Source organism: Rhizobium phaseoli (assembly GCF_003985125.1).
GTDB lineage: Bacteria > Pseudomonadota > Alphaproteobacteria > Rhizobiales > Rhizobiaceae > Rhizobium > Rhizobium phaseoli.
Genome location: NZ_ML133581.1, coordinates 52,402 through 77,336, shown reverse-complemented (window position 1 = coordinate 77,336; position 24,935 = coordinate 52,402). Strand labels below are relative to the sequence as shown.

At 63.0% G+C, this 24,935-nt stretch carries 26 protein-coding genes and 1 pseudogene; 15 read left to right on the top strand and 12 right to left on the bottom strand.

Annotated features, from left to right (window positions below; all coding sequences use genetic code 11):
• The first annotated feature begins 110 nt into the window (after nucleotides 1-110).
• From EFD56_RS23545 to EFD56_RS23535, 3 genes are all read left to right on the top strand, one after another.
• A complete protein-coding gene (locus EFD56_RS23545; RefSeq protein ID WP_126906421.1) occupies nucleotides 111-1,028 on the top strand; it encodes a bifunctional helix-turn-helix transcriptional regulator/GNAT family N-acetyltransferase in 918 nt (305 codons plus the stop codon).
• Nucleotides 1,029-1,087: 59 nt separating this feature from the next.
• Nucleotides 1,088-1,705, top strand: coding sequence for a TetR/AcrR family transcriptional regulator (locus EFD56_RS23540; protein ID WP_126906420.1), 618 nt, complete (start codon nucleotides 1,088-1,090; stop codon nucleotides 1,703-1,705).
• A 120-nt stretch (nucleotides 1,706-1,825) separates the two neighbouring features.
• On the top strand, nucleotides 1,826-3,034 hold the full coding sequence (locus tag EFD56_RS23535) for an MFS transporter (RefSeq protein ID WP_004674752.1): 1,209 nt from the start codon (nucleotides 1,826-1,828) through the stop codon (nucleotides 3,032-3,034).
• A 2-nt stretch (nucleotides 3,035-3,036) separates the two neighbouring features.
• On the opposite strand, the gene EFD56_RS23530 is transcribed toward EFD56_RS23535, so the two are convergent.
• Nucleotides 3,037-3,453, bottom strand: a complete 417-nt coding sequence (locus tag EFD56_RS23530; protein WP_064827970.1) for a winged helix-turn-helix transcriptional regulator — start codon at nucleotides 3,451-3,453, stop codon at nucleotides 3,037-3,039.
• 123 nt (nucleotides 3,454-3,576) lie between these two features.
• Here EFD56_RS23530 and EFD56_RS23525 point away from each other — a divergent pair, with 123 nt between their 5' ends.
• Complete coding sequence (locus EFD56_RS23525) at nucleotides 3,577-4,482, top strand: SDR family oxidoreductase (protein ID WP_126906419.1); 906 nt, start codon at nucleotides 3,577-3,579, stop codon at nucleotides 4,480-4,482.
• A 50-nt stretch (nucleotides 4,483-4,532) separates the two neighbouring features.
• Here the strand turns inward: EFD56_RS23525 and EFD56_RS23520 are convergent, their stop codons facing one another.
• Nucleotides 4,533-5,285: a pyridoxine 5'-phosphate synthase gene (locus EFD56_RS23520; protein WP_126906418.1), complete on the bottom strand. Its 753-nt coding sequence runs from the start codon at nucleotides 5,283-5,285 to the stop codon at nucleotides 4,533-4,535.
• Between the two features lie 454 nt (nucleotides 5,286-5,739).
• Between EFD56_RS23520 and EFD56_RS23515 the strand changes: the two genes are divergently transcribed.
• Entirely contained in the window at nucleotides 5,740-6,432 is a 693-nt protein-coding gene (locus tag EFD56_RS23515) for a MerR family transcriptional regulator (RefSeq protein ID WP_126906417.1), read from the top strand.
• Nucleotides 6,433-6,482: 50 nt separating this feature from the next.
• On the opposite strand, the gene EFD56_RS23510 is transcribed toward EFD56_RS23515, so the two are convergent.
• Nucleotides 6,483-7,610, bottom strand: coding sequence for an ATP-dependent DNA helicase (locus EFD56_RS23510; RefSeq protein ID WP_039620823.1), 1,128 nt, complete (start codon nucleotides 7,608-7,610; stop codon nucleotides 6,483-6,485).
• Nucleotides 7,611-7,681: 71 nt separating this feature from the next.
• The gene (locus EFD56_RS23505) at nucleotides 7,682-8,608 is read right to left on the bottom strand and encodes a LysR family transcriptional regulator (RefSeq protein WP_126906416.1); all 927 of its coding nucleotides are present in this window, start codon (nucleotides 8,606-8,608) and stop codon (nucleotides 7,682-7,684) included.
• Nucleotides 8,609-8,739: 131 nt separating this feature from the next.
• Here EFD56_RS23505 and EFD56_RS23500 point away from each other — a divergent pair, with 131 nt between their 5' ends.
• The 3 genes from EFD56_RS23500 (at nucleotide 8,740) to EFD56_RS23490 (ending at nucleotide 11,353) form a co-directional block, all read left to right on the top strand.
• Nucleotides 8,740-9,219: a carboxymuconolactone decarboxylase family protein gene (locus EFD56_RS23500; protein WP_004674765.1), complete on the top strand. Its 480-nt coding sequence runs from the start codon at nucleotides 8,740-8,742 to the stop codon at nucleotides 9,217-9,219.
• Nucleotides 9,220-9,360: 141 nt separating this feature from the next.
• Nucleotides 9,361-9,777: a cupin domain-containing protein gene (locus EFD56_RS23495; protein ID WP_085743665.1), complete on the top strand. Its 417-nt coding sequence runs from the start codon at nucleotides 9,361-9,363 to the stop codon at nucleotides 9,775-9,777.
• A 94-nt stretch (nucleotides 9,778-9,871) separates the two neighbouring features.
• Nucleotides 9,872-11,353, top strand: coding sequence for a mechanosensitive ion channel family protein (locus EFD56_RS23490; RefSeq protein WP_126906415.1), 1,482 nt, complete (start codon nucleotides 9,872-9,874; stop codon nucleotides 11,351-11,353).
• Here EFD56_RS23490 and EFD56_RS23485 read toward each other — a convergent pair whose 3' ends face one another.
• Nucleotides 11,354-11,842 (bottom strand): RrF2 family transcriptional regulator, encoded by a 489-nt coding sequence (locus tag EFD56_RS23485; RefSeq protein ID WP_126906414.1) that lies wholly within the window; start codon nucleotides 11,840-11,842, stop codon nucleotides 11,354-11,356. It lies immediately after the preceding gene.
• 203 nt (nucleotides 11,843-12,045) lie between these two features.
• Between EFD56_RS23485 and EFD56_RS23480 the strand changes: the two genes are divergently transcribed.
• The 3 genes from EFD56_RS23480 to EFD56_RS23470 are packed head-to-tail and all read left to right on the top strand — an operon-like array spanning nucleotide 12,046 to nucleotide 13,751.
• Nucleotides 12,046-12,426: a COG4315 family predicted lipoprotein gene (locus EFD56_RS23480; RefSeq protein WP_004674773.1), complete on the top strand. Its 381-nt coding sequence runs from the start codon at nucleotides 12,046-12,048 to the stop codon at nucleotides 12,424-12,426.
• A 30-nt stretch (nucleotides 12,427-12,456) separates the two neighbouring features.
• The gene (locus tag EFD56_RS23475; protein WP_010025744.1) at nucleotides 12,457-12,972 is read left to right on the top strand and encodes an RNA polymerase sigma factor; all 516 of its coding nucleotides are present in this window, start codon (nucleotides 12,457-12,459) and stop codon (nucleotides 12,970-12,972) included.
• The gene (locus EFD56_RS23470) at nucleotides 12,969-13,751 is read left to right on the top strand and encodes an anti-sigma factor family protein (protein ID WP_126906413.1); all 783 of its coding nucleotides are present in this window, start codon (nucleotides 12,969-12,971) and stop codon (nucleotides 13,749-13,751) included. Before EFD56_RS23475 ends, EFD56_RS23470 begins: the two co-directional genes overlap by 4 nt.
• A 3-nt stretch (nucleotides 13,752-13,754) precedes the next feature.
• Here EFD56_RS23470 and EFD56_RS23465 read toward each other — a convergent pair whose 3' ends face one another.
• The 3 genes from EFD56_RS23465 to nthA are packed head-to-tail and all read right to left on the bottom strand — an operon-like array spanning nucleotide 13,755 to nucleotide 15,344.
• Nucleotides 13,755-14,126 (bottom strand): nitrile hydratase accessory protein, encoded by a 372-nt coding sequence (locus tag EFD56_RS23465; RefSeq protein ID WP_126906412.1) that lies wholly within the window; start codon nucleotides 14,124-14,126, stop codon nucleotides 13,755-13,757.
• Nucleotides 14,113-14,772 (bottom strand): nitrile hydratase subunit beta, encoded by a 660-nt coding sequence (nthB, locus tag EFD56_RS23460; protein WP_004674779.1) that lies wholly within the window; start codon nucleotides 14,770-14,772, stop codon nucleotides 14,113-14,115. Before nthB ends, EFD56_RS23465 begins: the two co-directional genes overlap by 14 nt.
• Nucleotides 14,769-15,344, bottom strand: coding sequence for a nitrile hydratase subunit alpha (gene nthA, locus EFD56_RS23455; RefSeq protein ID WP_225881630.1), 576 nt, complete (start codon nucleotides 15,342-15,344; stop codon nucleotides 14,769-14,771). The genes nthB and nthA overlap by 4 nt, the downstream gene beginning before the upstream one ends.
• 420 nt (nucleotides 15,345-15,764) lie before the next feature.
• Between nthA and EFD56_RS23450 the strand changes: the two are divergent.
• Nucleotides 15,765-17,035 (top strand): annotated as a pseudogene (locus EFD56_RS23450) (SDR family oxidoreductase).
• Nucleotides 17,035-17,511, top strand: coding sequence for a DUF2269 family protein (locus EFD56_RS23445; RefSeq protein ID WP_085742863.1), 477 nt, complete (start codon nucleotides 17,035-17,037; stop codon nucleotides 17,509-17,511). Before EFD56_RS23450 ends, EFD56_RS23445 begins: the two are co-directional and overlap by 1 nt.
• Here EFD56_RS23445 and EFD56_RS23440 read toward each other — a convergent pair.
• Complete coding sequence (locus EFD56_RS23440; RefSeq protein WP_064827984.1) at nucleotides 17,503-18,096, bottom strand: LysE family translocator; 594 nt, start codon at nucleotides 18,094-18,096, stop codon at nucleotides 17,503-17,505. The two genes, EFD56_RS23445 and EFD56_RS23440, sit on opposite strands and share 9 nt — an antisense overlap.
• 153 nt (nucleotides 18,097-18,249) lie before the next feature.
• On the opposite strand from EFD56_RS23440, the gene EFD56_RS23435 reads away from it, so the two are divergent.
• Complete coding sequence (locus EFD56_RS23435) at nucleotides 18,250-19,098, top strand: aldo/keto reductase (protein ID WP_126906411.1); 849 nt, start codon at nucleotides 18,250-18,252, stop codon at nucleotides 19,096-19,098.
• A 170-nt stretch (nucleotides 19,099-19,268) separates the two neighbouring features.
• Here EFD56_RS23435 and ilvN read toward each other — a convergent pair whose 3' ends face one another.
• Both ilvN and EFD56_RS23425 read right to left on the bottom strand, forming a co-directional pair.
• Nucleotides 19,269-19,841, bottom strand: coding sequence for an acetolactate synthase small subunit (ilvN, locus tag EFD56_RS23430; RefSeq protein ID WP_004677216.1), 573 nt, complete (start codon nucleotides 19,839-19,841; stop codon nucleotides 19,269-19,271).
• Between the two features lie 23 nt (nucleotides 19,842-19,864).
• The gene (locus tag EFD56_RS23425; protein ID WP_126906410.1) at nucleotides 19,865-21,655 is read right to left on the bottom strand and encodes an acetolactate synthase 3 large subunit; all 1,791 of its coding nucleotides are present in this window, start codon (nucleotides 21,653-21,655) and stop codon (nucleotides 19,865-19,867) included.
• Nucleotides 21,656-21,978: 323 nt separating this feature from the next.
• On the opposite strand from EFD56_RS23425, the gene EFD56_RS23420 reads away from it, so the two are divergent.
• Nucleotides 21,979-24,018 carry an ATP-binding protein gene (locus EFD56_RS23420; protein ID WP_004677220.1) on the top strand — a complete coding sequence of 680 codons (2,040 nt, stop codon included), beginning with the start codon at nucleotides 21,979-21,981 and terminating at the stop codon, nucleotides 24,016-24,018.
• Here EFD56_RS23420 and EFD56_RS23415 read toward each other — a convergent pair.
• Nucleotides 24,003-24,929: a dihydrodipicolinate synthase family protein gene (locus tag EFD56_RS23415; RefSeq protein ID WP_126906409.1), complete on the bottom strand. Its 927-nt coding sequence runs from the start codon at nucleotides 24,927-24,929 to the stop codon at nucleotides 24,003-24,005. The genes EFD56_RS23420 and EFD56_RS23415 overlap by 16 nt on opposite strands.
• Nucleotides 24,930-24,935: the final 6 nt, after the last annotated feature.

The window sequence follows — 24,935 nt, the reverse complement described above, 5'->3', positions numbered from 1 at the left end:
CATCTGCCTCCATTCAATAGGGCAGCAGATCCTCGGCACAAGGCCGAGGATGACGCCGAGCGAGGAGCGAGCCTTTTCAGCGGTGGTGAGATCTCCATCCGGAGATTGCCATGTCCGATATCGCCCTCATCGAAACCGCCCGCGATTTCAACCGCTTCTACACGAATTTCCTCGGCCTGCTGAACAAGGCCTATCTCGACTCGCCCTATACGCTGACGGATGCCCGCATCCTCTTCGAGATCGGCTCGCATCAGGGCATCAGCGCCGCCACTCTTGTCCGCGACCTGCATCTCGATCCCGCCTATCTCAGCCGCATCCTCAAGCGTTTCCGCGCCGAAGGGCTGATCGAAACCAGCCCCGATCCGGCCGATCTGCGCAGCCAGATCATCGCTGTCACCGATCGGGGACGCAGAGAGTTCGAGGAACTCGGCCGGCGCGCCAATGCGCAGATCGCCGCCCGTTTCGACATGCTCGCCACCGGCGAGCCACAGGCCGTCGTCTCGGCCATGGACACGATCCGCGCGCTGCTCGACCCGGCGACCAAGCCGACACCCGCCATCATCCGCCCCCACCGCGCCGGCGACATCGGCTGGATCGTTCAGAGCCAAGGCCGCTTCTATGCCGAGGAATATGGCTGGGACCTGCGCTTCGAGGCGCTGGTCGCCGAGGTCGCCGGCAAATTCCTCGCCAATTTCGATCCCACCATGGAATACTGCTGGATCGCCGAACGTGGCGGCATCAATGTCGGCTCGGTCCTCGTCACCAATGGCGGCGATGGCATCGCCAAGCTACGGCTGCTCTATGTCGACAAATCAGCCCGCGGCCTCGGGCTCGGCAAGCTGCTGGTCGATGAATGCATCCGCTTCTGCGGGCAGAAGGGTTACCGCGAGCTTTCGCTCTGGACCAACGACATGCTTGAGACCGCCCGCGCCATCTATATCAAGGCTGGCTTCCGCCTTGTCTCCGAGGAGAGACATAGGATGTTCGGGCCGGAGGCCAACGGCCAGACCTGGGTGCTTGATCTTTGAATTTCTGCGTCGCAAAAATTCGCTTGATTTGGAAACGATCGTTCCCTAATTAGGCAAGCATGAACGCAACGACCCTTCACGAGAAGACCCGAAGCCGCGGCCGCCCGCGGGAATTCGACACGGAGGCTGCACTCGATGCCGCCCTGCGCGTCTTTTCCAAGCGCGGCTACCACGCCGCTTCGATCAGCGAGCTCACCGAAGCCATGGGCCTTGCCGCCGGCAGTGTCTACAAGGCCTTCGGCGATAAGCGCGGCATCTTCCTCGCCGCCTTCGATCGTTACCGCGCCGTGCGCCGCGGCCTGCTCGACGCCGAACTCGCAAGCGTCGAGACCGGCCGCGACAAGCTCCACGCACTGATCACCTTCTTTGCCGGCTCGTCCCACGGTGAAATCGGCAGGCAGGGCTGCCTGGTCGTCGGCAGCGCCGGCGACCTCGCTCTCTTCGACGAGGAGGCGGCCGAACGCGTCGCCACCGCCTTCATGACTGATGAGGTGCTTCTGGCCGACCTGATCCGTCTCGGCCAGGCCGACGGCTCGATTCCTTCGGATGTCGAAGTCTCCGCCACATCGCTGGCGCTGCTCTGCCTCACCAAGGGCATGCGCGTCATCGGCAAGACGGGCCGCAGCGGCGAAGAAATGGCGGCCACCGCCGAAGCCGCGATGAAACTGGTGACATGACACTCGCCCGGAGTGCTCGGCACTCCCGGAGTCACGCACTCCACCACGCCGCTGCAGGAAACAGGTGGCCGGCGGCAAGACGATTTGCGACAAATCCTTTCAATCATACCGGAGTTTCTGATGAGCATTTCAGCCACTACGCCGGATAATGCCATTCCCCGAGCGCTATCCCCCTGGCTCACCTTCCTGTTCGCCGCCGCCTGCGGGCTGGTGGCCGCCAATCTCTATTATGGCCAGCCGCTGGCCGGCCCGATCAGCGCTGATCTCGGCTTCACGCCGGCCGCCACCGGCCTGATCGTCACGCTGACGCAGATCGGTTATGGCCTCGGCCTGCTGCTGATCGTGCCGCTCGGCGACCTCACCGAAAATCGCCGCCTGGTGCTGCTGCTGATTTCCGTCTCCGCGTTCGCCCTGATCGGCGCTGCGCTGTCTTCGACGCCGGCCATGTTCCTCACCGCCTCGCTGTCGATCGGCCTTGCCTCGGTCGCCGTCCAGGTGCTCGTGCCCTTCGCCGCCAACATGGCGCCGGATGCGACGCGCGGCCAGGTCGTCGGCAACGTCATGAGCGGCCTGCTCTGCGGCATCATGCTCGCCCGCCCCTTCGCGAGCTTTCTCGCCGAGGCGTCGTCCTGGCACATGGTCTACTACATCACTGCGGCATTGATGATCGTGCTCGCCATCGTCCTGCGCGCCAACCTGCCGGTCCGCGTGCCGAAGACGAAGCTCGGCTACGGCGAGCTGCTTGCCTCCATGGCGCATCTGGCATTGACCTCGCGCGTGCTGCAGCGCCGCGCCCTCTACCAGGCCGGCATGTTCGGCGCCTTCAGCCTGTTCTGGACGACGACGCCGCTGCTGCTTGCAAGCCCGGCCTTCGGCCTGACGCAGAACGGTATCGCCCTCTTCGCACTTGCCGGTGCTTCAGGCGCCATCGCCTCGCCGATTGCCGGCCGGCTTGCCGACCGCGGCATGACGAAGGTCGCCTCGACGATCGCCATGCTGCTCGGCATGGCGTCCTTCCTGATTAGCCATTTCGCCGCCGACGGCTCGCTCACCGCCCTGATCCTGCTGACGGTGGCGGCGATCATGCTCGATTTCGGCGTCACCACCAATCTCGTCTGCGGCCAGCGCGCCATCTATGGCCTAAACCCGGAACATCGCAGCCGCTTGAACGGCCTCTTCATGGCCACCTTCTTTACCGGTGGCGCGATCGGCTCGGGACTCGGCGGCTGGGCCTATGCCACCGGCGGCTGGTCGATGACCGCCTGGATCGGCTTCGCCTTCCCGGCGCTCGCCTTCCTGCTGTTCCTGACGGAAGGGCGCAGCAGGTAAGCTTAGCCTTCGCCGGAATCGAAACGCGAACGGGCGGCGCGTACCGCATCATGGTTCGCTTCCGCCCAGTTCAACAGCTGCGACAGCGGCTGATAGAGCGAACGGCCGAGATCGGTCATCGAATATTCGACGCTCGGCGGCTTGGTCGGGAAGACCTCGCGGGCGATATAACCGTCCCTCTGCAGATCACGCAGCGTCTGCGTCAGCATGCGCTGCGAAATATCGGGAAGCATCCGCCTGAGTTCTCCGAAGCGGCGCGGCTCGGCCGCCAGCACCTCGAGCAGCAGCGTCGACCATTTGCCGCCGATCTGCTGCATCATGTCCCGGACCGGACAATTGGAAAAATCGAGGCCAGCAAGGTCGATCTCGCGCCGCGCCCCCGGCATCCTGTTTTTCAGACTGAGGACTGCGCCGCTCATCTCTCGGTTCCCTTTTGGTAACTTACAGCCGAAAAGCTGCCTCCTTTACACGGTGAAGTCAATTCCTATTCTAGCGTTAGTCTCTTTTTGAGACCACCTTGCACGACGCAGAAGGAACGATCCATGAGCGAAACCATCCTGGTCACCGGCGCTGCCGGGCAGCTCGGCCAGCGTGTCATCCATCACCTTATCGAGACCTACAAGGTCGCCCCCGGCAAAATCGTCGCGGCGACACGCAGCCCGGAAAAACTCGCCGAGTTCGCAAGCAAGGGCGTTCTCACCTGCAAGGCCGATTTCGATGACGCGGCCGGCCTGGAGCAGGCTTTCGCCGGCATCGACCGCCTGCTGATCATCAGCACCGATGCGCTCGATACCCCCGGCAAGCGCCTCGCCCAGCACAAGGCCGCCGTTGCCGCTGCCGCCAAGGCTGACGTCAAGCATATCGCCTACACCTCGATGCCGGCGCCGGACAATTCGCTGGTCACCTTCGCGCCTGACCATCTCGGCACTGAAAACGCCATCAAGGCGAGCGGCATCGTCTACACGATCATCCGCGACGCCTGGTATCACGACAATTATCTGCATGGCATGCCGCACAACCTGCAGGGCGGCAAATGGTACAGCGCCACCGGCGCCGGCAAGGTCGCGACCATCTCGCGCGACGACTGCGCCCTGGCGATTGCCGCAGCGCTCGCCGCCGGCACATCCGAGAGCGCCACCTACACGCTGACCGGCGCGGTGTCGCTGAACAACCGCGAGATCGCGGCCATCGTCTCCGAAGCATCAGGCAAGCCACTCGAAGTGGCCGACGTCAATGACGAACAGCTTGGCCAGGGCATGCGCGGCGCCGGCCTCCCCGGCTTCGTCGCCGACATGCTGGTCTCCGCCGACGCCAACATCCGCGCCGGCAATTTCGACATCGTCACCGAAGACTTCACCAAGCTGACTGGCAGGCAGCCGCAGCCGCTGAAGGAGTTCTTCGTGGCGCACAGGGCCGCTTTAACGTCGGCTGGAACTGGCGGGCACTAACTCAATTGGGAGCCGTGTTAGGTCACCCCCCTTGACGACCAATTGCGTCCTTAAACCTTCTGCCCACACGCCCGGCAGAACCGGCGAACCGTCTCGGCCATGCCATATTCCAGCGCATCAGCCGTCAGCCCGTGGCCGATCGAGACTTCGGCAAGCGCTGGAATGCGCTTCACCAACGCCGGCAGGTTGGCAACGGTTAGATCGTGCCCGGCATTGACGGCTAGGCCGATGGCGAGCGCTGCATCCGCGGTCTTCCCGAGCGCTTCGAGGATCGGCGCTGCCCGTTCCGGCGCGTCGTAGCAGCCGCCATAGGGGCCGGTGTAAAGCTCGATCCGATCGGCGCCCACTGCCTTGGCGATCTCGACCGCCTGGGCATCACCGTCGCCGTCGGCAAACAGCGACACCCGGCATCCCATCGTCTTCAGCCGCGCGACGACATCGGTCAGGAACGCCTGGTGCTTGCGGAAATCCCAGCCGTGGTCGGAGGTTGCCTGCGACGGGTCGTCGGGCACCAGCGTCACCTGCTCTGGGGCCGCGCCGGCGCAGAGATCGAGGAACTCCGCAGTCGGATAACCTTCGATGTTGAACTCGGCATTCGGAAATTCGTCGTCGATCAGGTTGCGGATGACCGGCAGGTCGGAAAAGCGGATGTGACGCTGGTCGGGGCGCGGATGCACGGTCAGGCCGCTGGCGCCTGCGGCAAGGGCGATTCGCCCGAGCGATTCGACGCACGGCCACGGCAAATCGCGCCGGTTGCGCAGCATGGCGACGGCATTGAGGTTCACGGAGAGCTTGGCGGGCATGGCTGGCATCCATCGGTCACGGAAACGGGAGGCCCTGCTTTTAAGCCAAGAGCCCTCCAATGGCCAACGAGATTCGCAGATGCATCCGATGCCGATCGTTGATGAAATCCAAGCATTTCAGCCAGACTTCGGCGGCAGGCGTACCGCAAACAGTAGTTCCCGTCGCCTTCGAAGACGTTCGCCTAATGCGGCGGCGCAGCACATGTTATGCTGCAGCACAGAAGGCATGCCGGCAAAATATGCCTTTCCGTTGCTATCCCATTTCAAAGAGATTATTTTTAGCACTTCTAAAATAGATCGTTCACGCATAACGTGGACATCGTGTCGCGTAAACGTAGGCCGCGTACTGCTTCTTTCCCACCGAAAAGACCGCCTAGAGGAAACCCCACTCGCCGCGCCCGGGAAGCAACTGGCAAATCCGCATGAGGTGCAACAAGGTGCCCTAGGAGGGTTCATGCCAGACGGTTCCAAACGCCTGTTTGCTGCCGCCGGTTTCGCTTCGGAGGCCCGGTCGAAATACCGGTTCCTGCCTTCGGCCGCGCTGCCGCCGGATCTGCCGGAGGGTCCGGTGCCCATTGCCGATATGGCCAACGCATTCGGCGTTACGCACAGGACGCTGCATTTCTACGAAGAGAAGGGATTGATTTCGGCCAGCCGCATCGGCCTGATGCGGGTCTACGGCCAGGACGACGTGATGCGCATGGCTGTCATCACCGTCTGCCGCGAGACGGGCATGCCGATTGCCGTGATCCAGGAATTGATGGACGAGCTCTGCAAAGCCGATTCGCAGGAAAGAGCCGAGGCAATGTTCCGCGAGGCCCTCCAGGTGCGCCGGCGCGAACTGACGGCGGAGATGTCGACGCTGCACCGCCAGCTCCAGCAGGTCGGCGATCTTCTCGATTACGACGGCAGCGTCGAGACGCAGCCGCTCAACGACAACCAGGATAACTCCAGTCTGACCTCGCAGGAAAGACGTTGCCTGGAACTGATGGCGGAAGGCTATTCCACCCAGCGCATCGCTCGAGCGCTCGATCTGAAACACGACGAGACGAGGGATCTCGAAGCCGGAATCATCCTGAAGTTCCGCGCCAACAACCGCTTTCAAGCGATCGCCAAGGCTGTCCTGCTCGGGATCGTGCAAGCCTGACGCCTGCCAGGCGACGGCCGCCACCGTCCCCTTCCCCGCCGAAACCGGGTTCAGCGAACGATCGTCAGCGTCTCCGCCGCGCGCGTGATCGCGGTATAAAGCCAACGCTCGCGCGTATCGCGAAAGGCCCAGCTCTCGTCGAAGAGCACGACGTCGTTCCACTGCGAGCCCTGCGCCTTGTGAACGGTCAGGGCGTAGCCGTAGTCGAACTCGTCATAACGCTTGCGGGTGTTCCACGGGATCTCGCCTTCGACATCCTCGAAGGCCTGCTTCAGAAGCTTGATCTTGGCCGCTCCCCGATCCATGTCGTCGTCTTCGGGGCGGACGAGGAGGTTGATGCCGGGCTTCGTCGTTTCCTTCGACGAGGTCATCACCTGCCAGAGCGAGCCGTTCAGCAGGCCCTTGGCCGGGTCGTTCCGGAGGCAGACGAGCTTGTCGCCGGTCTGCGGATAATCGGCGTTAAAACCCTTCAGCTCGCGCAGACGCTGATTGTAGCGCCGCCGCGTCCTGTTGGTGCCAACGAGCACCTGGTCGGCATCGAGCACCAGCTGCTGCGTCACCTCGTTCTTCGAGATCACCTTGGCGGTGCCGTAGTCGCCGTACATCACCTCATTGCCTTCGCGCACCTGCATGGCGAGCTTGATGATCGGATTGTCGCGCGCCTGGCGGTGGATATCGGTCAGGAGGTAATCCGGCTCCTGATTGGTGAAGTAACCGCCGCCCGAGACCGGCGGCAGCTGGCCGGGATCGCCGAGCACCAGGATCGGCGTGCCGAAGCTCATCAGGTCCTTGCCGAGCGCCTCGTCGACCATCGAGCATTCGTCGACGATGATCAGCGCGGCTTTCGCGACCGGGCTTTGCCGGTTGATCGAAAACATCGGCGCGATCGAAGTCTTGCCGGTCTCCTCATCCTCCACCGCTTCTTCGCCGCGCGGGCGGTAGATCAGCGAATGGATCGTCTTGGCGTTGGAGGCGCCGCGCGAGCGCAGCACCTGCGCGGCCTTGCCGGTAAAGGCGGCAAACAGGACATCGCCGTCGACATTCTCGGCGAAATGCCGGGCAAGCGTCGTCTTGCCCGTTCCGGCATAGCCGAACAGGCGAAAGAGCGGCGAGCGCCCTTCGTTCAGCCATTTCGAAACGGCCTTCAGGGCTTCATCTTGTTGCGGCGCAAATTGCATGATCGCAGGACTTGGCAGGATTCGCCTGATTTAGGCAAGGCGGAAAACGGCAAATCGCTTAGGCCGGGCGATCATCCCTCCCACGGCCGCTCCATGCCGCTCGTACACATCGACGGGTCTTGCGTCATGGCGCCGATGAGAAAATCCAGAACCGTCTTGACGCGCAGCGGCATGTTGCGCCGCGAGGGATAGACGACGGTCACCGGCAGCCGGCTCGGCTGGAAATCCTTCATGACCGGAACCAGCCGGCCGGCAGCGATATCGGGCGTCGCGATGATGTGCGAGAGCACTGCGAGTCCCGCTCCGGCAAGGGCCGCCCGGTGAATGGCGACGGCATTGCAGGCGGTCAGCCGCGGCGAGATCCGGACCGATATGTCTTCCGAGCCGTTCGAGAAAGACCAGCTGTTGGCCTCGCCTGCCCTGGTGTACCACAGGCATTCGTGATCCTTGATGTCCCGCGGCGTACGCGGAGCCGCCTTGCGCGCGAGATAGGCGGGAGACGCGACGAGGAAGGCCGTCGTCCAGCCGATCCGCCGGCAGACGAGGCTGCTGTCGGCGACCGGGCCGAGGCGCACTTCAAGGTCCAGGCGCTCTTCGATCATGTCGGAACTCTCCTCCCTGAAGAGCAGCTCGACCGAGAGTTTCGGGTGGGCGGCAAGTAAATCGCCGAGTCGCTCGCTGAGATGGAGGCCGAGCGGCGCGGGAACGCTGAGCCTGACCTTCCCGGAAGCCATGGCGCCCTCAGAGCCGGCCGCATCGCCGAGCTCCTCCACCGCTTCGAGTATCCTGAGCGCCATCGGCAACATGCGCTCCCCTTCCGCCGTCAGCGACAGGCCGCTCGTCGTGCGGTGCAGGAGGCGCGTGTTGAAATGGCCTTCCAGCGCTGCGACCTGCCGCGAGACCGCCGGCTGCGTCACGTCGAGATCGTGCGCCGCCGCCGAGAAGGACCCCGTCTCGACGACGCGTTGGAAGGTTCGCAATGCCGAAACAATATCCATCCCTGCCCCCTCATACTTTTGCGCATAGGCTTTATGCGGTGAGACTAAGCGAGAACGGCTTTACAGTCCAGCAATTACGGATATCTTTTATCCATAAGGATATAAAGTGTCCTTAATTGAAGGAGAAAGTTATGACCCAGCGACTGAATTACGCCCAGCAGTCCCCCGAGCTCTTCAAGAAATTCATGGAATTCAGCATGGCGCTGAAGAGCAGCGTGATCGACGAAAAGCTTCAGGCCCTCATCGAGATTCGCGCTTCGCAGATCAACGGATGCGGCTTTTGCCTCGACATGCATGTGAAGCAGGCAAAAATCTTCGGCGAGAGCGAATTGCGGCTCCATCACGTCGCCATCTGGCGGGAATCGAACCTGTTCGTTCCCCGCGAGCGCGCCGCCCTTGCGTGGACCGAAGCCCTGACGAAGCTGCCGGAAGGCGGCATTTCCGATGAGATCTATGAACGGATTCGCGGCCAGCTTTCGGAAAAGGAAATCTCAGACCTGACCTTCGTGGTCATGGCGATCAACGCCTGGAACCGCGTCAATGTCGGCTTCAAGACGGTGCCCGGCTCAGCCGACAAGGCCTATGGCCTCGACAAGGCCGGCCTGAACTAAACCGCACAATTCATTGGGAAGATTCAACTTTGACGCTGCCGGGATCCCGGCAGCGAACGGAGATCCGTCATGCTCAGCCCAGGTGACGTGGCCTACCGACGCGGCCGCTCGGGCGCGTCGTTCCCAACCATGGAGATTCTGATGATCAGACAAACAATCCTCGCCGCCGGCCTTGCTCTTCTGGCTGCCACCGGCGCCAGCGCCGATGACGCCAACAAGGCCGCCAAAGTCACGCTCGTCTATGAGCACGAGCTTCCGAACGTGCCGGGCAAGAGCATCAAGGGCGTGCTGGTCGAATACGGCCCGGGCGGTTTTTCCGCAGGCCACACCCATCCCGACACGGCCTTCATCTATGCCACCGTGCTCGAAGGATCGATCCGCAGCCAGGTTAATGACGGCCCGGTCAAGGTCTATCAGGCCGGAGAGAGCTTCTCCGAAATGCCGGGCGACCGCCATGGCGTCAGTGCCAATGGCAGCAAGACGAAACCCGCCCGCCTACTCGCCATCTTCGTCGTCGACACCAAGCAGAAAGAGCTGACACTCCCGCTGAAGAAGTGACGATCGGCCGATGGCCGCCCGCGCCGAGCGCTTATGCTTGCGCGGGCGGCCGTCATGCCGGATCATGTGCCGCCGCCCATCCGGAGACAGAGAGATGATTTACGACGCGCTCTTCGGCAACCCGTTGATATCGCTCATAACAGTCGGATTTGCCGGCATCCTCGTCTGGTTTTTCCTCTCCAGCCAGCGGCCGACGACGCGGCTGGTGGTGCAGATCCTGTTCTTCGGCGTGATGACAGTGATCCTCGTCGTCAGTGGCATCGAGCCACACAGGTTTCAGGGCTACGACTCCCGCGATCCGCAGGCCCTGCTTGTCATTCTCGCGAAGTCGCTCTGGTGGGTCCACCTGGCATGGGCCGTCATCGGCTTCATCAGGCTCTATCTGGTGCTGGAGGGCAGCCCGCGAGAAGCGCGCCTGCTGCAGGACCTCGTCATCGGCGTCGTCTATATCGGCATGGCGCTCTCGATCCTGGCCTTCGTCTTCGGCGTACCGATCGGAACCCTCGTCGCCACCTCCGGGGTGGTCGCCATCATTCTCGGCCTGGCGCTGCAGAACACTCTCGCCGACGTCTTCTCCGGCATCGCGCTGACGCTCGGTCGGCCCTATGTCATCGGCGACTGGATCCTTTTGAGCGATGGCACGGAGGGCCGCGTCATCGAAAGCAACTGGCGCGCCACACATATCCTGACCGGTGGAAACAATGTCGTCGTCCTGCCGAACAGCTTTCTGGCCAAGCTCGCCCTGACCAATGTCAGCCGGCCGGACGAGACCCACCTCCTCATTCTTGCCATCCGCATCGCGCCGACGAGAATGCCATCCTCGATCCGCCACGTCATGGTATCGGCGCTGGCGAGCTGCAATTCGATCGTGCGCGACCCGCCGCCGGTCGTCGCATTCAAAGGGCTCGATGCCACCGCCCTCGAAGTCGAGCTGCAGTTTCGGGTGACGAGCCCGAGCCAGCGGGCGGCAGCACGAAACGAGGTGCTCGATCGCGTCTATCGCCACTGCAAATCGGCAGGCCTGCTTCTGGCCGTTCCTGCATCCGCGTCGATTCTGACTGCCAACCTGCCGACGGAAGAAACCGCGCAGCCGCCGAGCGTGACGCCGCTTGCGCTGATCGACGCCATTCCGATCTTTGCGGCCCTGACGGTCGATGAGAAGCAGAAGCTCGCCGAGACCACCTCCGTCAGGGAGTTTCGCAAGGGCGATGTGATCGTGCGGGAGGGCGAAATGCTGCCCTCGCTGATGATGCTGCGGGCCGGCGTTATCGGCGCGCGGCATCGAGGCGAGGAGCGCGGGCGCCTGGCGCCCGGCGATTTTTTTGGCGAGACCGGCCTGCTCGCCGGCATGCAGGAAGTCTGCACCTTGGAGGCGCTGACACCGGTGACGGTCTATGAAATCGATCAGGAAGCCTTTGCGCCGCTGCTGGCCGAACGCCCGCTGCTGGCCGAAGAAATCGCCGAAGACCTCGCCGGCCGCGCCGAACGTTTTCGTGACGGCGCGGCTTTACCGCCCGAACAGGCGCGCAATGCGCACGCCATCCTGAAAACCATCAGGACGATCTTCAGAGCATAATCAGCCGGCCCGTTTGAGAACCCATTGGAACGTGCTCTGCCAGATGTCGTGCGGTACCTCTTGCGACAGGCTATCGACGAGATCGGAAAGCCGCACACGCCTCAGCGTCTCCTGCCAAGCCTCGTCGGCTTCCCACATGATACGGGCGACCGCGCAGGGCTTGCTGTCGCAATAGCCGGCCGGCCGACACGGGTTGTTCTCGCGGATATTCGTGCAGGTGAAGCTGCGCGCCTTGCCCTCGACCGCTTCGACGATGTCGAGGAAGTTGATTTCGGACGAGGCCCTGGCAAGCCTGTAGCCGCCGCTCGGGCCGAGCGTGGTATCGACGAGGGACGCCTGCGACAGGCTCTGCAGCGCCTTGGAGAGATATTCCTTCGGCAGACCATGAAGCTCCGCGAGCGCCTTGGTGGAGAGATACCTGCCTTCGGGCAGGCCCGCGAGAATGGCACAGCAATGAAGCGCCCACTCGACCTGGCTTTTCAAAATCATTCAACGACTCGTGCGGCTGGGCTTGCGAATAGATTAAGGATACACAATATCCTCAAATAAGCCTGATGTAAATGAACCGCCAGAGCAGCATGTTGCTGCGCCCGCCATCAGACCTTTTTCCTCCGCCTGGAATAAAACCGCCTGCTCCGGTGTCTCATCAAAGGTATCGCAGAATTGCGTGCCCCAACCCGAGGAGAGACATCATGAAATCCGTGAAATTCCTGTCCGTCGTGGCGGCTGGCGCCCTTGCCGCAACCGCAGCTTTCGCCGCCGCTCCCGTCAAGACAGTCGAGTCCACCAAGGGCAAGGTTCTTGCCGGCGAAAACGGCATGACCCTCTACACCTTTAAGAAGGACGCCAAGGGGGTTTCCAACTGCAACGGCGATTGCGCCAAGAACTGGCCGCCGCTGATGGCGTCTGGCGATGCCAAGGCCGATGGTGCATATTCGATCATCGATCGCAAGGATGGCACGAAGCAATGGGCCAAGGACGGCATGCCGCTCTATTTCTGGGTCAAGGACAAGAAGATGGGCGACATTACCGGCGACGGCGTTGGCGGCAACTGGGAGCTTGCCAAGCCTTGATGGCCAGAGCCTGATACAAAGAGAGCCGGCGTGAAGACACCCGCACCCGAAAGCTTCGAGGGCCAGGTCCTGGCCCTCCTCCCCTCGCTGAGGCGCTATTCGCGCAGCCTGACGCGCTCGGATGCCGATGGCGAGGATCTGCTCCAGGATTGTGTCGAGAAGGTGCTGGCGCGCCGCGGCCAGTGGCGCGGCCTCAATCTGCGCGGCTGGGTCCTGACGATCATGACCAATCTCTATCGCAACGGCCGGCGCGGCAGGGCGCGCGACGGCATGGTCGAACTCGACGCGGCGGAGGATATGGCCTCGCCCGAACCGCCGGCCGATCCGCTGGAGCGCGCGCGGCTCGACGATGCGCTGAACAGCCTTTCGGAGGAATACCGCGCCGTGCTGATGCTCGTCGTCATCGAGGGATATAGCTACAGCGAGGTCGCCGCCGCGCTCGAAATCCCGATCGGCACCGTCATGTCCCGCCTGTCACGCGCCCGCCAGCGCATCGCCGAGCGGCTGAAGGCCGATAACGTCATTACGCTTCGGAGACCGAAATGAACGAGACCAACCCGATCGTCACCGAAGCCGATCTCCACGCCTATGCCGATGGCCAGCTAGCGGAAACGGCCCGCGCCCGCGTCGAGGCCTTCCTTGCCGACAATCCCGATGAGGCGGCGATGGTCGCCGAATGGCAGGGGCAGAATACCGGCATCAAGACGCTGTTTTCAGGCTATGAGAAGGCCAAGGACACCGATGCCCTACTCGTCGCCCCGCCACGCGCGGCCCCCTCCGCGCCGAATCGCTGGATGGCCGCCGCCGCGGCCCTGCTCGTCTTCGCGCTCGGCGCCGTCAGCGGCCATTATGGTCCCGCACTTCTTCAGAAGCCGGACCTGCAGCTTACAGGCTCCGAGACTCTGCCGAAACAGGCCGCGACCGCCTTCACCGTCTATGCCGCCGAGGTTCGCCACCCCGTCGAGGTCTTCGCCGACGAGGAGGCTCATCTCGCCACCTGGCTCGGAAAGCGGCTGGCAATCGAGAATTTGAAGATCCCCGACCTGCAGTCGCTCGGCTTTAAGCTGGTCGGCGGCCGCCTGCTGCCGGTCGACGGCAGGCCGGGAGCGATGTTCATGTATGAGAACCAGGCCGGCGAACGCCTGACGGTCATTGTCGGCCGCAACAGGGAAAACCGCACGACGAGCTTCCGCTTCGCCTCGTCGGGCAATCTCGAAACCTTCTACTGGATCGACGGCGAACTCGGCTACGCCGTCACCGGCGAAATCTCGCGTGAGACGCTGCGAGGCGTCGCCGAGGAATGCTACCGGCAGTTCCCTTCTTGAGGATCAGCGTTTCGGATCGTTGGCGAGCTCGATCGGCTGCCCATGCGGCGTCGCTTCGGCCGCCCGCTGCCAGCTTTGCTGCAGGTCGAGAATGGCGGAGGCATCCGCTATGCCGCGGCTGACCAGCAATTCGGAGAGGGCCGCCACCCAGCAGTCGAAATAATCGCTGCCGTCGTCGGCGCGGCCGGGCTGATGCAATTGCCGCGAAAGCGTTTCCGCCCATTCGCTCCAGGCAAACAGCCCCTTCTCATGTAGATGCACGGTCATGGCGAAAGCTTCGGCCGCCCAGGGCTCGGGAAAGATCGGCGCGCCTTCCGGCGACTTCGGCAGGCCTGGCGATTGCGCCAGCTGCGAGGGCACTTCACACGCGCTCAAGATAGCTCTCCCACGCATCGATCGAGACCGTCAGCGACGGATCCGCCCCCTCGCCCCAGATCTCGCCGCCGTCGAAGACGACGGTGTAGAGCCATTGCGGATTTTCGCCTTTGCCATGCGCATTGTCGTCGGGAAAGACGAAGGAGCCTTGCACCGCTTCGACGACGCCCGTCTTGGCGCGCGCATAACGCGGCAGCCGCGTATGGGTGGCCGGATTGAAATTCCTCGTCCTCACCGTCTCGCCGACGGCAAAGCGCGGCGCGGTTTCGACGGGACGATCGCAAGGCCCGCCTCTTGCCAACACGGCCGGCACCATCTCCGCCTTCAGCACCCGCTTCGGTGCGGTACCTTCCTGCAGCCTGTGGCCGGACAGCAGTTCCTCGCGCGTCGCAAAGCCGTGCCGCGCAAGCAGCGTCTCGACGCCACGGATCCAGATCTCGTAATAGCTCGCGGCGAGGTAATCGGCCGGCGGGATGTTTTCGCGCGCATGCCGGCTTTCATCGATCGTCCAGGCGCCGAAAGCGCCGCAGGAAAGGGTGATGCCGAGCGCCCGCTTTTCCCATTCGGCATGGAAATACGGCTCGTCCTTTTCCGGCGCGACAGGCCCGAAGCCCATCTGCCCGCCGAGATCGTGCGGTCCGTTCATGCGAGCGCCTCCGGGCTGCCGGCCACCGCCGTACCGATCATCGCGTCGCGGCTGACGAGACCGGCAAGTGCAACGTCGTCCATTCCGTCCGTGCCCTCCGGCCGCTCGGGGACCACGAGATAACGCAGCTCCGCCGTCGAATCCCAGACGCGGATCTTCTTCTCCGCCGGCAGCGTCAGCCCGAATTCGGCAAGCACGCCGCGCGGATCGATGACGGCACGTGAACGATAGGCCGGCGCCTTATACCAGACGGGCGGCAGGCCGAGCACGGACCAGGGATAACAGGAGCAGAGCGTGCAGACGATGAGATTGTGGGTATCAACAGTGTTGAAGACTGCGCGCATATGCTCGCCCTGCCGGCCGGTATAACCGAGGCTCGCAATCGCCGCCGTCGCATCGCGCTTCAGCCAGTCGGCAAAATCAGGATCGCTCCAGGCTTTAGCCACGACATGCGCGCCGTTCCTCGGCCCCACCTTCGTCTCATAAGTCTCGACAATCGCATCGATCGCCGCCGGATCGATCAAACCCTTCTCCGTCAGCAGCGTCTCCAGCGCTTTGACGCGGGCCTGCATGTCGGAGTAATGGTTGTCGTGGGCATGATCGTGGTGATGGTCGTGATCGTCATTGTGGTCGTCGTGCACGGCAATATCCTCCCGGAACGGCGATCGGCCGCCCTGTTTCCTCAATGCGCGTGGCACGCTCCTCCTCTTCTCCCCAGCGGGGAGAAGGTGGCCCGAAGGGTCGGATGAGGGGGGCCGCACGGCACGCCCTTCATGATTTGCCCTTCGCTTGCGCTCCGTGCATTCGCGGCTCCCGCTCACCCCCTCATCTGCCTACCGGCATCTTCTCCCCGCCGGGGAGAAGCGGAGTCGTGGCAACCTCTCGCCCCAATTCAAAGCAGGTCGGTAAAACCGTCTCCCTTCTTTCTACCATACACCACAACCCCGCCAAGCCCTTCTATCCCAATCAAACTTTTCCGCTAATCTCCCGCCATGAACATCCTGATTCTCGGCGCAACCGGCTTCTTAGGCTCCGTCGTCGCGGCCCGGCTCGTTGCGGACGGCCATGCCGTGACCGGGCTTGGCCGCAATCCCGCGAAGTCGCGACTCAAACAGCCGGCGATCGACTGGCGGCGCGCCGATCTTGCCCAGATGACGAAGCCTGAGGACTGGGAGGATCTCCTCAAGGATCGGCATGCCATCGTCAATTGCGCCGGCGCCCTGCAGGATGGGCTCTCGGACGATCTCTCGGCGACCCAGGCGGATGCGATGCTGGCGCTCTATGCCGCCGCCAAGCGGTCGCGGCCTCTGATCGTGCAGATATCGGCGCGGACCACCGGGGCGGCGGCCGATCTGCCCTTCCTTTCCACCAAGCGCCTAGCCGACGAGGCGCTGGTAGCAAGCGACCTGCCCCATCTCATCCTGCGCCCTGCCCTCGTTCTCGGCCGCAATGCCCATGGCGGCTCGTCGCTGCTGAGAGCGCTTGCCGCCTTTCCCCTGGCGCTGCCGCTTGTCCACGCCGAAAGCCCGGTCGAAACACTGTCGGTGGATGATGTAGCGCAAGCCGTGTCTTGGGCGGTCGCAGGTGAGCTCCGCGGTGATATCGTTCTTGCCGCCGACGAAGCCCTGACGCTTGCCGATCTCGTGCGCCTACACCGGCAATGGCTCGGGCTGCCGCCCGCTCGCGTCTTTCCCTCGCTCCCTGGCTTACGAAACCAGTGACCTGGCTTGCCGATATGGCAGGCCGGCTCGGCTGGCGTTCGCCGCTGCGTTCGACGGCGATGACCGTTATGTCGGAGGGCATACGAAGTGCGAAAAGAGAAAGAGGGCTCGTCGCGACATCCGCTGCGGCAACGCTCTCGGCCAATCCCTCCGGGGTGCAGGATCTCTGGTTTGCTCGGCTCTACCTCTTGAAACCGCTCGTCATCGTTGGCCTCTCCGCCTTCTGGCTGCTCTCCGGCCTGATCCCGCTGCTGGCGCTGGAAAAAACATCCGCCCACTTCCTGCCCTTCATGCCGGAGTCCGCGGCATCCGCGCTGACGCTTGCGACCTGCCTCGTCGACGTGGCGCTCGGCGCCGCCGTGCTTGTTCGCCCGCTCGCCAAACGCGCCCTTCTCGGCATGCTCGCCGTCTCATTGGCCTATCTGACCGGTGGCACGCTTCTTGAATCGGCGCTCTGGCTCGATCCGCTCGGGCCCCTCGTCAAGGTGCTGCCGTCGATCGTGCTGACGCTGACGGCGCTTGCCACACTGGATGAACGCTGATGCTCGAGCAATTGCTGCTGCTTGCCCATGTCATCGGCGCGACCGTGCTCTTCGGCACCGGCGTCGGCATCGCCTTCTTCATGGTGATGGCGCATCGCACGCGCGACGCGGTTCTGATCGCCCATGTCGCCGGAACCGTCATCATCGCCGATACGGTCTTCACCGCAACGGCCGCAATCTTGCAGCCGGTGACCGGTTATCTCCTCGCCCGATCGATCGGCTGGGACCTGACGGAAGGCTGGATTTCGCTGTCGCTGCTGCTTTACGTCGTCACCGGCGTCTTCTGGCTGCCGGTCGTCTGGATCCAGATTCGCCTGCGCGATCTCGCCCGCACTGCGGCGGCACCGGCGAGCGCCCTGCCGCCCGCCTATTTCAGGCTGTACCGCGTCTGGTTCGCTTTCGGCTTTCCGGCCTTCTCAGCCGTCATCGGCATTTTCTGGCTGATGCTAACGAAACCGTCGATCACATTATTTTAGCATCGGCCAGAGGCTCGCCACGAGAAGCACCGCCATGGTGATGTTGAACCACTTCAGCCGCACCGGATCGGAAAGCCAGTCTCTCAGCGCCGAGCCGAAGCCCGCCCAGGTCGAGACGCTCGGCACGTTGACCACCGCGAAAGCCAGGCCGACGATCAGCACGCTGGCGAGATAAAGTTCTGGATTGGTGTAGGTCGCCATCGCCGTGACCGCCATAACCCAGGCTTTCGGGTTGACCCACTGGAAGGCCGCCGCCGAGACGAAGGACATCGGCGCGGCACTGTTGCTGCCTTCGCTCAGCGAACGCGAGGAGGCGATCTTCCAGGCGATCCAGACGAGATAGGCGCCGCCGGCGAACTTCAGCACCGTATAGACCAGCGGCAGCGTGTGCAGCAGCGCCCCGAGCCCGAGACCGACGCCGATCAGCAGCGAAAAGAAACCGGCGCCGATGCCGAACATATGCGGGATCGTCCTGCGGAAGCCGAAATTCACGCCCGAGGCAAAGAGCATCATATTGTTCGGCCCCGGCGTGATCGACGTCGTGAAGGCAAAAAGAACGAGGGCGAAAAACGTATCCAGCGGCATGCGACCTCCCAAAGCCGGCTCTTTTCCGCAGCCTGCTTTATTTAGGTCAGCATAACTGCCCTAAACTCTTGACGCCATGACATCATTGTCATGGTGACAGGATTGGTTGAAAGATAAGGACGCTGCGCAATCTCCTGAAAAATGGAAAAAGTCATGCAGGACGACCCCATCCCCTCCGTCAAATTCCCGAACGGCACGGAAGTGCCGGCGCTCGGCCAGGGAACCTGGGCCATGGGCGAGGATGCCGGTCATGCCAGAATCGAGATCGAAAGCCTCAAGGCCGGCATCGATCTCGGCATGACGCTGATCGACACAGCCGAAATGTATGGCGACGGCGGCGCCGAGAAGATCGTCGGCCAGGCGATCCGGGGACGGCGCGACGAAGTCTTTCTCGTCAGCAAGGTCTATCCCTGGAATGCCAGCCTGAAAGGCACGGTCGAGGCCTGCGAGCATAGCCTGAAACGACTCGGCACCGATCGGATCGATCTCTACCTTCTGCACTGGCGCGGCAACTATCCGCTGGCCGAGACCGTCGCTGCCTTCGAAATGCTGAAAGCGTCGGGCAAGATCGCCGCCTGGGGCGTCTCCAACTTCGACACCGACGACATGGAGGAACTGCTCAGGGTTCCCCACGGCGCCAATGTCGCGGCCAACCAGGTGCTCTACAATCTCTCCCGCCGCGGCATCGAATATGATCTCCTGCCCTGGTGCCAGAACCGCGGCATTCCCGTCATGGCCTATTCGCCGATCGAGCAGGGACACATCCTCCACCATCCCGAACTGATCCACATCGCCAAGGCCTATCAGGCGACGCCCGCCCAGCTGGCGCTCGCCTTCCTCCTCGAACGCGACGGCGTCATCGTCATCCCGAAGACATCGAATGCCGATCGCGTGGCTGAGAACCGCGACTGCGTCTCGCTCGACATCACCGACGAGGACTGGCAGGCGCTCGACGCCGCCTTCCCACCGCCGGCAAGGAAAAAGCCGCTGGAGATGCTTTGATCTCCAGCGGCTCGAACTGCTCCACGCCTACCAGCTATATGCCGCGACCTCGCGCTTCCCCCTTCTTCCCAGCGGGAGAAGAGCTTTGCCGCGTCGTCTCCGTCCCTTGCCAGCCCTTGGCTGGCACGCATGGCCGAGGCTGACGCCGAGGAAGGGATGAAGCTTGTGCCTCACATCCCCTGCGCGCCGCGGTTCATCGCGGCGATGCCAGTGCGGCAGACTTCGATAAGGCCGAGCGGCTTCATGATCGCGATGAACTGGTCGATCTTCGAGGACTTGCCGGTGATCTCCAGAATGAAGTGATCAATCGTCGCGTCCACCACCTTGGCATGAAAGGCATCGGCAAGGCGCAGCGTCTCGGCGCGCGTCTCGCCCTCGCCGATCACCTTGACCAGCGCCACTTCACGCTCGATCGGCCGTTCCTGGCCAAGTTCGCGGGCGCGCACCGTCAGATCGACGACGCGATGAACCGGCACGATGCGATCAAGCTGCGCCTTGATCTGCTCCAGCACGTGCGGCGTGCCGCGCGTGACGATGGTGATGCGGGAAAGATGCGCCTGATGCTCGGTCTCCGAGACTGTGAGGCTTTCGATGTTGTAGCCGCGGCCGGAGAACAGGCCGATGACGCGGGCAAGGACGCCCGGTTCATTGTCGACGAGCACCGAAAGCGTATGGCTCTCGATTGCCGTCGTTTCCGGCGAGATGAAGTAGGCAGAGCCGGTGGGCTGAAGATGTGCGTTCATGGTCCTGGGTTCCTACCTTGTCGTTATACGAGCTGACGGCCTTTGGCGTCGATCGCATTGGCGACCGCTTCATCCGTGGCTTCGTCGGGCAGCAGCATTTCATTATGGGCCTTGCCCGAGGGGATCATCGGGAAGCAGTTGGCGAGGTTGGCGACGCGGCAATCGAAGATGACGGGCTTCTTGACCTCGATCATCTCGACAATGGCGTCGTCGAGCTCATCCGGCTTGTCGCAGCGCAGGCCGACCGCGCCATAGGCTTCCGCCAGCTTGACGAAATCCGGCATTGCCTCGGTATAGGAGTGCGACAGGCGGTTGCCGTGCAAGAGCTGCTGCCACTGGCGCACCATGCCCATATACTGGTTGTTCATGATGAAGATCTTGATCGGCGCATCATACTGGATGGCCGTCGACATTTCCTGGATGCACATCTGGATCGAGGCGTCGCCCGCGATATCGATGACGAGGCTTTCGGGATGGGCGATCTGGACGCCGAGGGCCGCCGGCAGGCCGTAGCCCATCGTGCCGAGGCCGCCCGAAGTCATCCACCGGTTCGGCTGCTCGAAGCCGAAGAACTGCGCTGCCCACATCTGATGCTGGCCGACCTCGGTCGTGATGTAGGTGTCGCGGTCCTTGGTATGGGCATAGAGGCGCTCCAGCGCATATTGCGGCATGATCACGTCGTTGTTCTTCGTATAGGCGAAGGAGTTGCGCGCCCGCCAGCGAGCGATATCGCTCCACCAATCCGCGAGGCGGTTTTTCTCCGGCTTTTTCGGCAGCGCCCGCCACAGGCGGACCATGTCTTCCAGCACATGGCCGACATCGCCGCGAATGCCGATATCGACGCGGACGTTCTTGTTGATCGAGGACGGATCGATATCGATATGGATCTTCTTCGAGTTCGGCGAGAAGGCGTTGAGGCGGCCGGTGATACGATCGTCGAAGCGGGCGCCGATGCAAACCATGACGTCGCAGTCATGCATTGCCATGTTCGCCTCGTAGGAGCCGTGCATGCCGAGCATCTTCAGCCAGTTCTTGCCCGAAGCCGGATAGGCGCCGAGGCCCATCAGCGTCGAGGTGATCGGGAAATCGGTGAGCTCGACCAGTTCGCGCAGCAGCTTGGAAGCTTCCGGGCCGGAATTGACGACGCCGCCGCCGGAATAGATGATCGGACGGCGCGCATTCGCCATCATCTCGATTGCTGCATGGATCTGATTGAGATCGCCCTGGATCTTCGGCTGGTAGCTCTTCTGGATCGCGTAATCGGCGGGCGGCGTATACATGCCGGTCGCAAACTGCACGTCCTTCGGAATATCGACGACGACGGGGCCCGGACGACCGGACTGGGCGATGCGGAAGGCCTCATGAATGATGGCGGCGAGTTGGTTGACATCCTTGACCAGCCAGTTGTGCTTGGTGCAGGGCCGGGTGATCCCGACCGTATCGCACTCCTGGAAGGCGTCGGAGCCGATCAGTGGAGTGGGAACCTGGCCGCTCAGGCAGACGAGCGGGATCGAATCCATCAGCGCGTCCTGCAGCGGCGTCACCGCATTGGTGGCGCCCGGACCCGAGGTGACCAGCATGACGCCGACCTTGCCGGTGGAGCGGGCGTAGCCTTCGGCCGCATGGCCTGCCCCCTGCTCGTGGCGCACGAGAATGTGCTTGATCTCGTCCTGCTGAAAGATCTCGTCATAGATCGGCAGAACCGCGCCGCCGGGATAGCCGAAGATATGTTCGACGCCATTGTCCTTCAGCGCCTTGAGAACGATCTCCGCCCCCGTCATCCGATTGCCTGCCGCCTGATTGTCCGTGCTCATCTGTCTGTTCCGTTTGATGCTGGGATTTGCGTTTGTGGCCGGAAGCCCGAAATTCGGGCACAAAAAAAGGCCCCGGAGGAGCCTGTCATCTAGCGCATGGGTGGCTGTCGCCGGATGGTTACACCATCCTGCCCATGCGCTTTCCCACCACGATAAGAGCCGTTGCCATTTTCATGGCCGGAAGTGATAGACAGAAAATTTCGCAGCGTCAACGCATGCCGCAATAAAAAACTGCCCGGCGCCTTCGCCCCTGAAAATCGATAGGATGAAGGATTTGTTAAAGGATCGACTTTATCCTTTAACGCTACCGCAGGGAGTAGCCTTTGCTCAACAACGACTTGCGCATGTCTGACAAGGCAGGCGAGCACGATCGACGCGACGGCCATGCGCCGGGAAATCGCTTTCTCGGCCGTGTCGTTGCATGCAGCGGATCGAGAGCGACGATTGCCGCCGTCGCCGTCGAGGGCGGCACCGATCTCACCGAACTCTGGTCCGTCGGCAAGCTGATCTCGATCAGCGTCGGCCGCAACCGCGTCGTTGCGCTCGTCTACTCCATGAAAACCGGCAGCCATGCCTGGGGCGAAGGCGAAGACAATAATTTCAAGATCGAGACCGAGCTTCTCGGCGAAGTCCGGGTCGACGAAGACGGACGCGAGGAATTTTCGACCGGCATCTCGCGCTATCCCTATCTCGGCGCCATCGCCCACCGCATCCGCGCCGCCGACCTGATGCGCATCTATGATGCCGGAACGGGCACGACCGCTGTCATTGGCAAGCTGACCCAGGACGAAAGCATCGATGCGGCGATCCACATCCCCTCGATGCTCTCCAAGCATTTCGCCGTCGTCGGCTCGACCGGCGTCGGCAAATCGACGGCCGTCTCTTTGCTGCTGCACAAGGCGATCGCGGCCGACCCGAAACTGCGCGTGCTGATCCTCGATCCGCACAATGAATTCGCCGCCGCATTTCCGAAGCACGCCGTCACCATCGATACCGATACGCTCGACCTGCCCTTCTGGCTGATGCGGCTGGAGGAGTTTGCCGAAGTCGTCTTTCGCGGCCGCCCGCCGGTGCCCGAAGAGCTCGACATGCTGCGCGATATCATGCCGGAGGCCAAGCGCGCCTTCCGCGGCAGCGACAATTCGCTGGTGCGCCGGACGACGGAAAAGAGCTCGATTACCGCCGATACGCCGGTTCCCTATCGCATGGCCGATCTCCTGGCCCTGATCGACGAGCGCATTGGCCGCCTCGAGGGCCGCGCGGAGAAACCTTCCCTACGGTCGCTGAAGATGCGCCTCATCGCTGCGATCAACGATCCGCGCTATCACTTCATGTTTTCCAACAACACGATCAGCGATACGATCACCGACACCATCGCGCAGATATTCCGCATTCCCGGCGACAGCAAGCCGATCTGCACCTTCCAGCTTGCCGGCATTCCCTCCGAGGTGGTCAATTCGGTCGCCTCGGTGCTCTGCCGCATGGCCTTCGAGGTGGCCTTGTGGAGCGACGGCGCCATCCACATGCTCGTCGTCTGCGAGGAAGCCCACCGCTACATCCCCTCCGATCCCAGCCTCGGTTTCGTGCCGACACGTCAGGCAATCGCCCGCATCGCCAAGGAAGGCCGAAAATACGGCGTCTCGCTTGGGATCATTACCCAGCGGCCGGGCGAGCTCGACCAGACGATCCTGTCGCAGTGCTCGACGCTGTTTGCCATGCGCCTGGCGAACGACCGCGACCAGGAAATCATCCGCTCGGCCATCCCGAATTCGTCGATCTCGACGACAAGCTTCATCTCGTCGATCGGCAATGGCGAGGCGATCGCCTTCGGCGAGGCGATCAGCGTGCCGATGCGCATGCGCTTTTCCCGAGTCGAGGAAAATCTGCTGCCGAAGGCTGCCAGCGCCAACAGCAAGCACAGCGAGGAAGATCCGGATACGGTCGATCTGCGCAAGATCGTCACCCGCATGCGGGCGGTGACGGTCGCGCCCGACATTTCGAATTTCCAGCAGAGCTTCGGCGCATCGACGGCAGGTCCCGACGAGGAGAATGACGCCGACGAGCACCTCGAGGCCAAGCCCTACGCCCCGCCTCCACCTGCCTCGCTACCGCCGGCTTCAGCGCCTCTCGAATCCTACCGGCGCGAACTGCTGCCGCAGACGCCGCGGCTGGACCCGGCCGCACCTCCATCCGTCGATCCTCGGCTCGACGCACTGCGCCGCGAGATGCGTCGCGAGGAACCGATCTTTCCGCGGCCTGCGCCGCAGGCGGATCAACCGGCCATCACCCGCCGGGAACCCGGCGCATCGCTGCGCGAAAGCATTTTGAAAAAGCCGCTGAGCAGCCTTTACAACAAGGATTGAGCCTTCTGACCGCCCTCCAGGGCGATCAGCGGCTCGACGACATCGAGCACACGCTGACGATCCGCTGATTTCAGCGGCAAAAGCGGTCGCGGAAGCTCCGCCCGGGCGAGCGAGAGATGCTCGAGCAGCATGTAGACGACCCGAATGCTTCCGAATGCCTTGAAGATTTGCCATAGGGGTTCGAACAGCTTGTCGAGGCGGCGGGCCTCATCGACATCCCCCGCCATGGCCGCCCTGGTCAGGCATAGAGCCGTGCGCGGCAGCAAACCGCCGATGACGCTGTACCAGGCGTCCGCGCCGCAAAGCAGCGCGTCGGCTGCACCCCAATCACCACTATAGCCGATCGCGAGATCGGTCTTCTCCCGCAAGGCGGCAAGTTCGCCCAGCAAATCGCCGTCAGCAGGCAACGGCATCTTCACCGCCTTGATCGTTTCGATATCGCAGAGGCGCTGCAGAAGCTCCCGGCTGAAGGTGAAATGGGTCGTGCCGGGATTGTTGTAGATGCAGACCGGCAGTTTTGTTGCCTTCGCGACTGCCAGGAAATGCTCATAGGCTTCTTCCTGCGTCAGCGGCGTATAGGAGACCGGCGCCAGCAGAAGAGCATCCGCACCGGCCGCCTCGGCATCCCTGGCAAGTCCAACGGCCTGGTCCGTTCTGAGGGCCCCGGCCCCGACGATGAGAGGAATACGGCCGGCGACGCACTCGGCCGCGGCCATGACGGCGCGCAACCGCTCCTCGCGCGTGAGGTAAGCATAGATCCCGGTGCTGCCAAGAAGGCCGATAGAGGCGACGCCCGCCTCGCACAAGCGTTCAAGAAGGCGGCCGAGGGCTTCCGTGTCGACGCGGCCGTCGGTATTCGCAGGCGTGGACGGAAAGGCCGAAAGGCCGTGAAAGGGCGAAGCCGAAGACATGGCGTG

Excerpts from the sequence above, each read along its gene's own strand:
- EFD56_RS23490 (WP_126906415.1), top strand. The coding sequence starts at position 9,872 with ATGATTTACGACGCGCTCTTCGGCAACCCGTTGATATCGCTCATAACA.
- EFD56_RS23505 (WP_126906416.1), bottom strand. The coding sequence starts at position 8,608 with ATGGATATTGTTTCGGCATTGCGAACCTTCCAACGCGTCGTCGAGACG.
- EFD56_RS23445 (WP_085742863.1), top strand. The coding sequence starts at position 17,035 with ATGCTCGAGCAATTGCTGCTGCTTGCCCATGTCATCGGCGCGACCGTG.
- nthA (WP_225881630.1), bottom strand. The coding sequence starts at position 15,344 with ATGCAGGCCCGCGTCAAAGCGCTGGAGACGCTGCTGACGGAGAAGGGT.
- EFD56_RS23440 (WP_064827984.1), bottom strand. The coding sequence starts at position 18,096 with ATGCCGCTGGATACGTTTTTCGCCCTCGTTCTTTTTGCCTTCACGACG.
- EFD56_RS23525 (WP_126906419.1), top strand. The coding sequence starts at position 3,577 with ATGAGCGAAACCATCCTGGTCACCGGCGCTGCCGGGCAGCTCGGCCAG.
- EFD56_RS23495 (WP_085743665.1), top strand. The coding sequence starts at position 9,361 with ATGATCAGACAAACAATCCTCGCCGCCGGCCTTGCTCTTCTGGCTGCC.
- nthB (WP_004674779.1), bottom strand. The coding sequence starts at position 14,772 with ATGAACGGACCGCACGATCTCGGCGGGCAGATGGGCTTCGGGCCTGTC.
- ilvN (WP_004677216.1), bottom strand. The coding sequence starts at position 19,841 with ATGAACGCACATCTTCAGCCCACCGGCTCTGCCTACTTCATCTCGCCG.
- EFD56_RS23480 (WP_004674773.1), top strand. The coding sequence starts at position 12,046 with ATGAAATCCGTGAAATTCCTGTCCGTCGTGGCGGCTGGCGCCCTTGCC.
- EFD56_RS23470 (WP_126906413.1), top strand. The coding sequence starts at position 12,969 with ATGAACGAGACCAACCCGATCGTCACCGAAGCCGATCTCCACGCCTAT.
- EFD56_RS23485 (WP_126906414.1), bottom strand. The coding sequence starts at position 11,842 with ATGATTTTGAAAAGCCAGGTCGAGTGGGCGCTTCATTGCTGTGCCATT.
- EFD56_RS23545 (WP_126906421.1), top strand. The coding sequence starts at position 111 with ATGTCCGATATCGCCCTCATCGAAACCGCCCGCGATTTCAACCGCTTC.
- EFD56_RS23515 (WP_126906417.1), top strand. The coding sequence starts at position 5,740 with ATGCCAGACGGTTCCAAACGCCTGTTTGCTGCCGCCGGTTTCGCTTCG.
- EFD56_RS23500 (WP_004674765.1), top strand. The coding sequence starts at position 8,740 with ATGACCCAGCGACTGAATTACGCCCAGCAGTCCCCCGAGCTCTTCAAG.
- EFD56_RS23535 (WP_004674752.1), top strand. The coding sequence starts at position 1,826 with ATGAGCATTTCAGCCACTACGCCGGATAATGCCATTCCCCGAGCGCTA.
- EFD56_RS23510 (WP_039620823.1), bottom strand. The coding sequence starts at position 7,610 with ATGCAATTTGCGCCGCAACAAGATGAAGCCCTGAAGGCCGTTTCGAAA.
- EFD56_RS23425 (WP_126906410.1), bottom strand. The coding sequence starts at position 21,655 with ATGAGCACGGACAATCAGGCGGCAGGCAATCGGATGACGGGGGCGGAG.
- EFD56_RS23530 (WP_064827970.1), bottom strand. The coding sequence starts at position 3,453 with ATGAGCGGCGCAGTCCTCAGTCTGAAAAACAGGATGCCGGGGGCGCGG.
- EFD56_RS23415 (WP_126906409.1), bottom strand. The coding sequence starts at position 24,929 with ATGTCTTCGGCTTCGCCCTTTCACGGCCTTTCGGCCTTTCCGTCCACG.
- EFD56_RS23540 (WP_126906420.1), top strand. The coding sequence starts at position 1,088 with ATGAACGCAACGACCCTTCACGAGAAGACCCGAAGCCGCGGCCGCCCG.
- EFD56_RS23520 (WP_126906418.1), bottom strand. The coding sequence starts at position 5,285 with ATGCCCGCCAAGCTCTCCGTGAACCTCAATGCCGTCGCCATGCTGCGC.
- EFD56_RS23435 (WP_126906411.1), top strand. The coding sequence starts at position 18,250 with ATGCAGGACGACCCCATCCCCTCCGTCAAATTCCCGAACGGCACGGAA.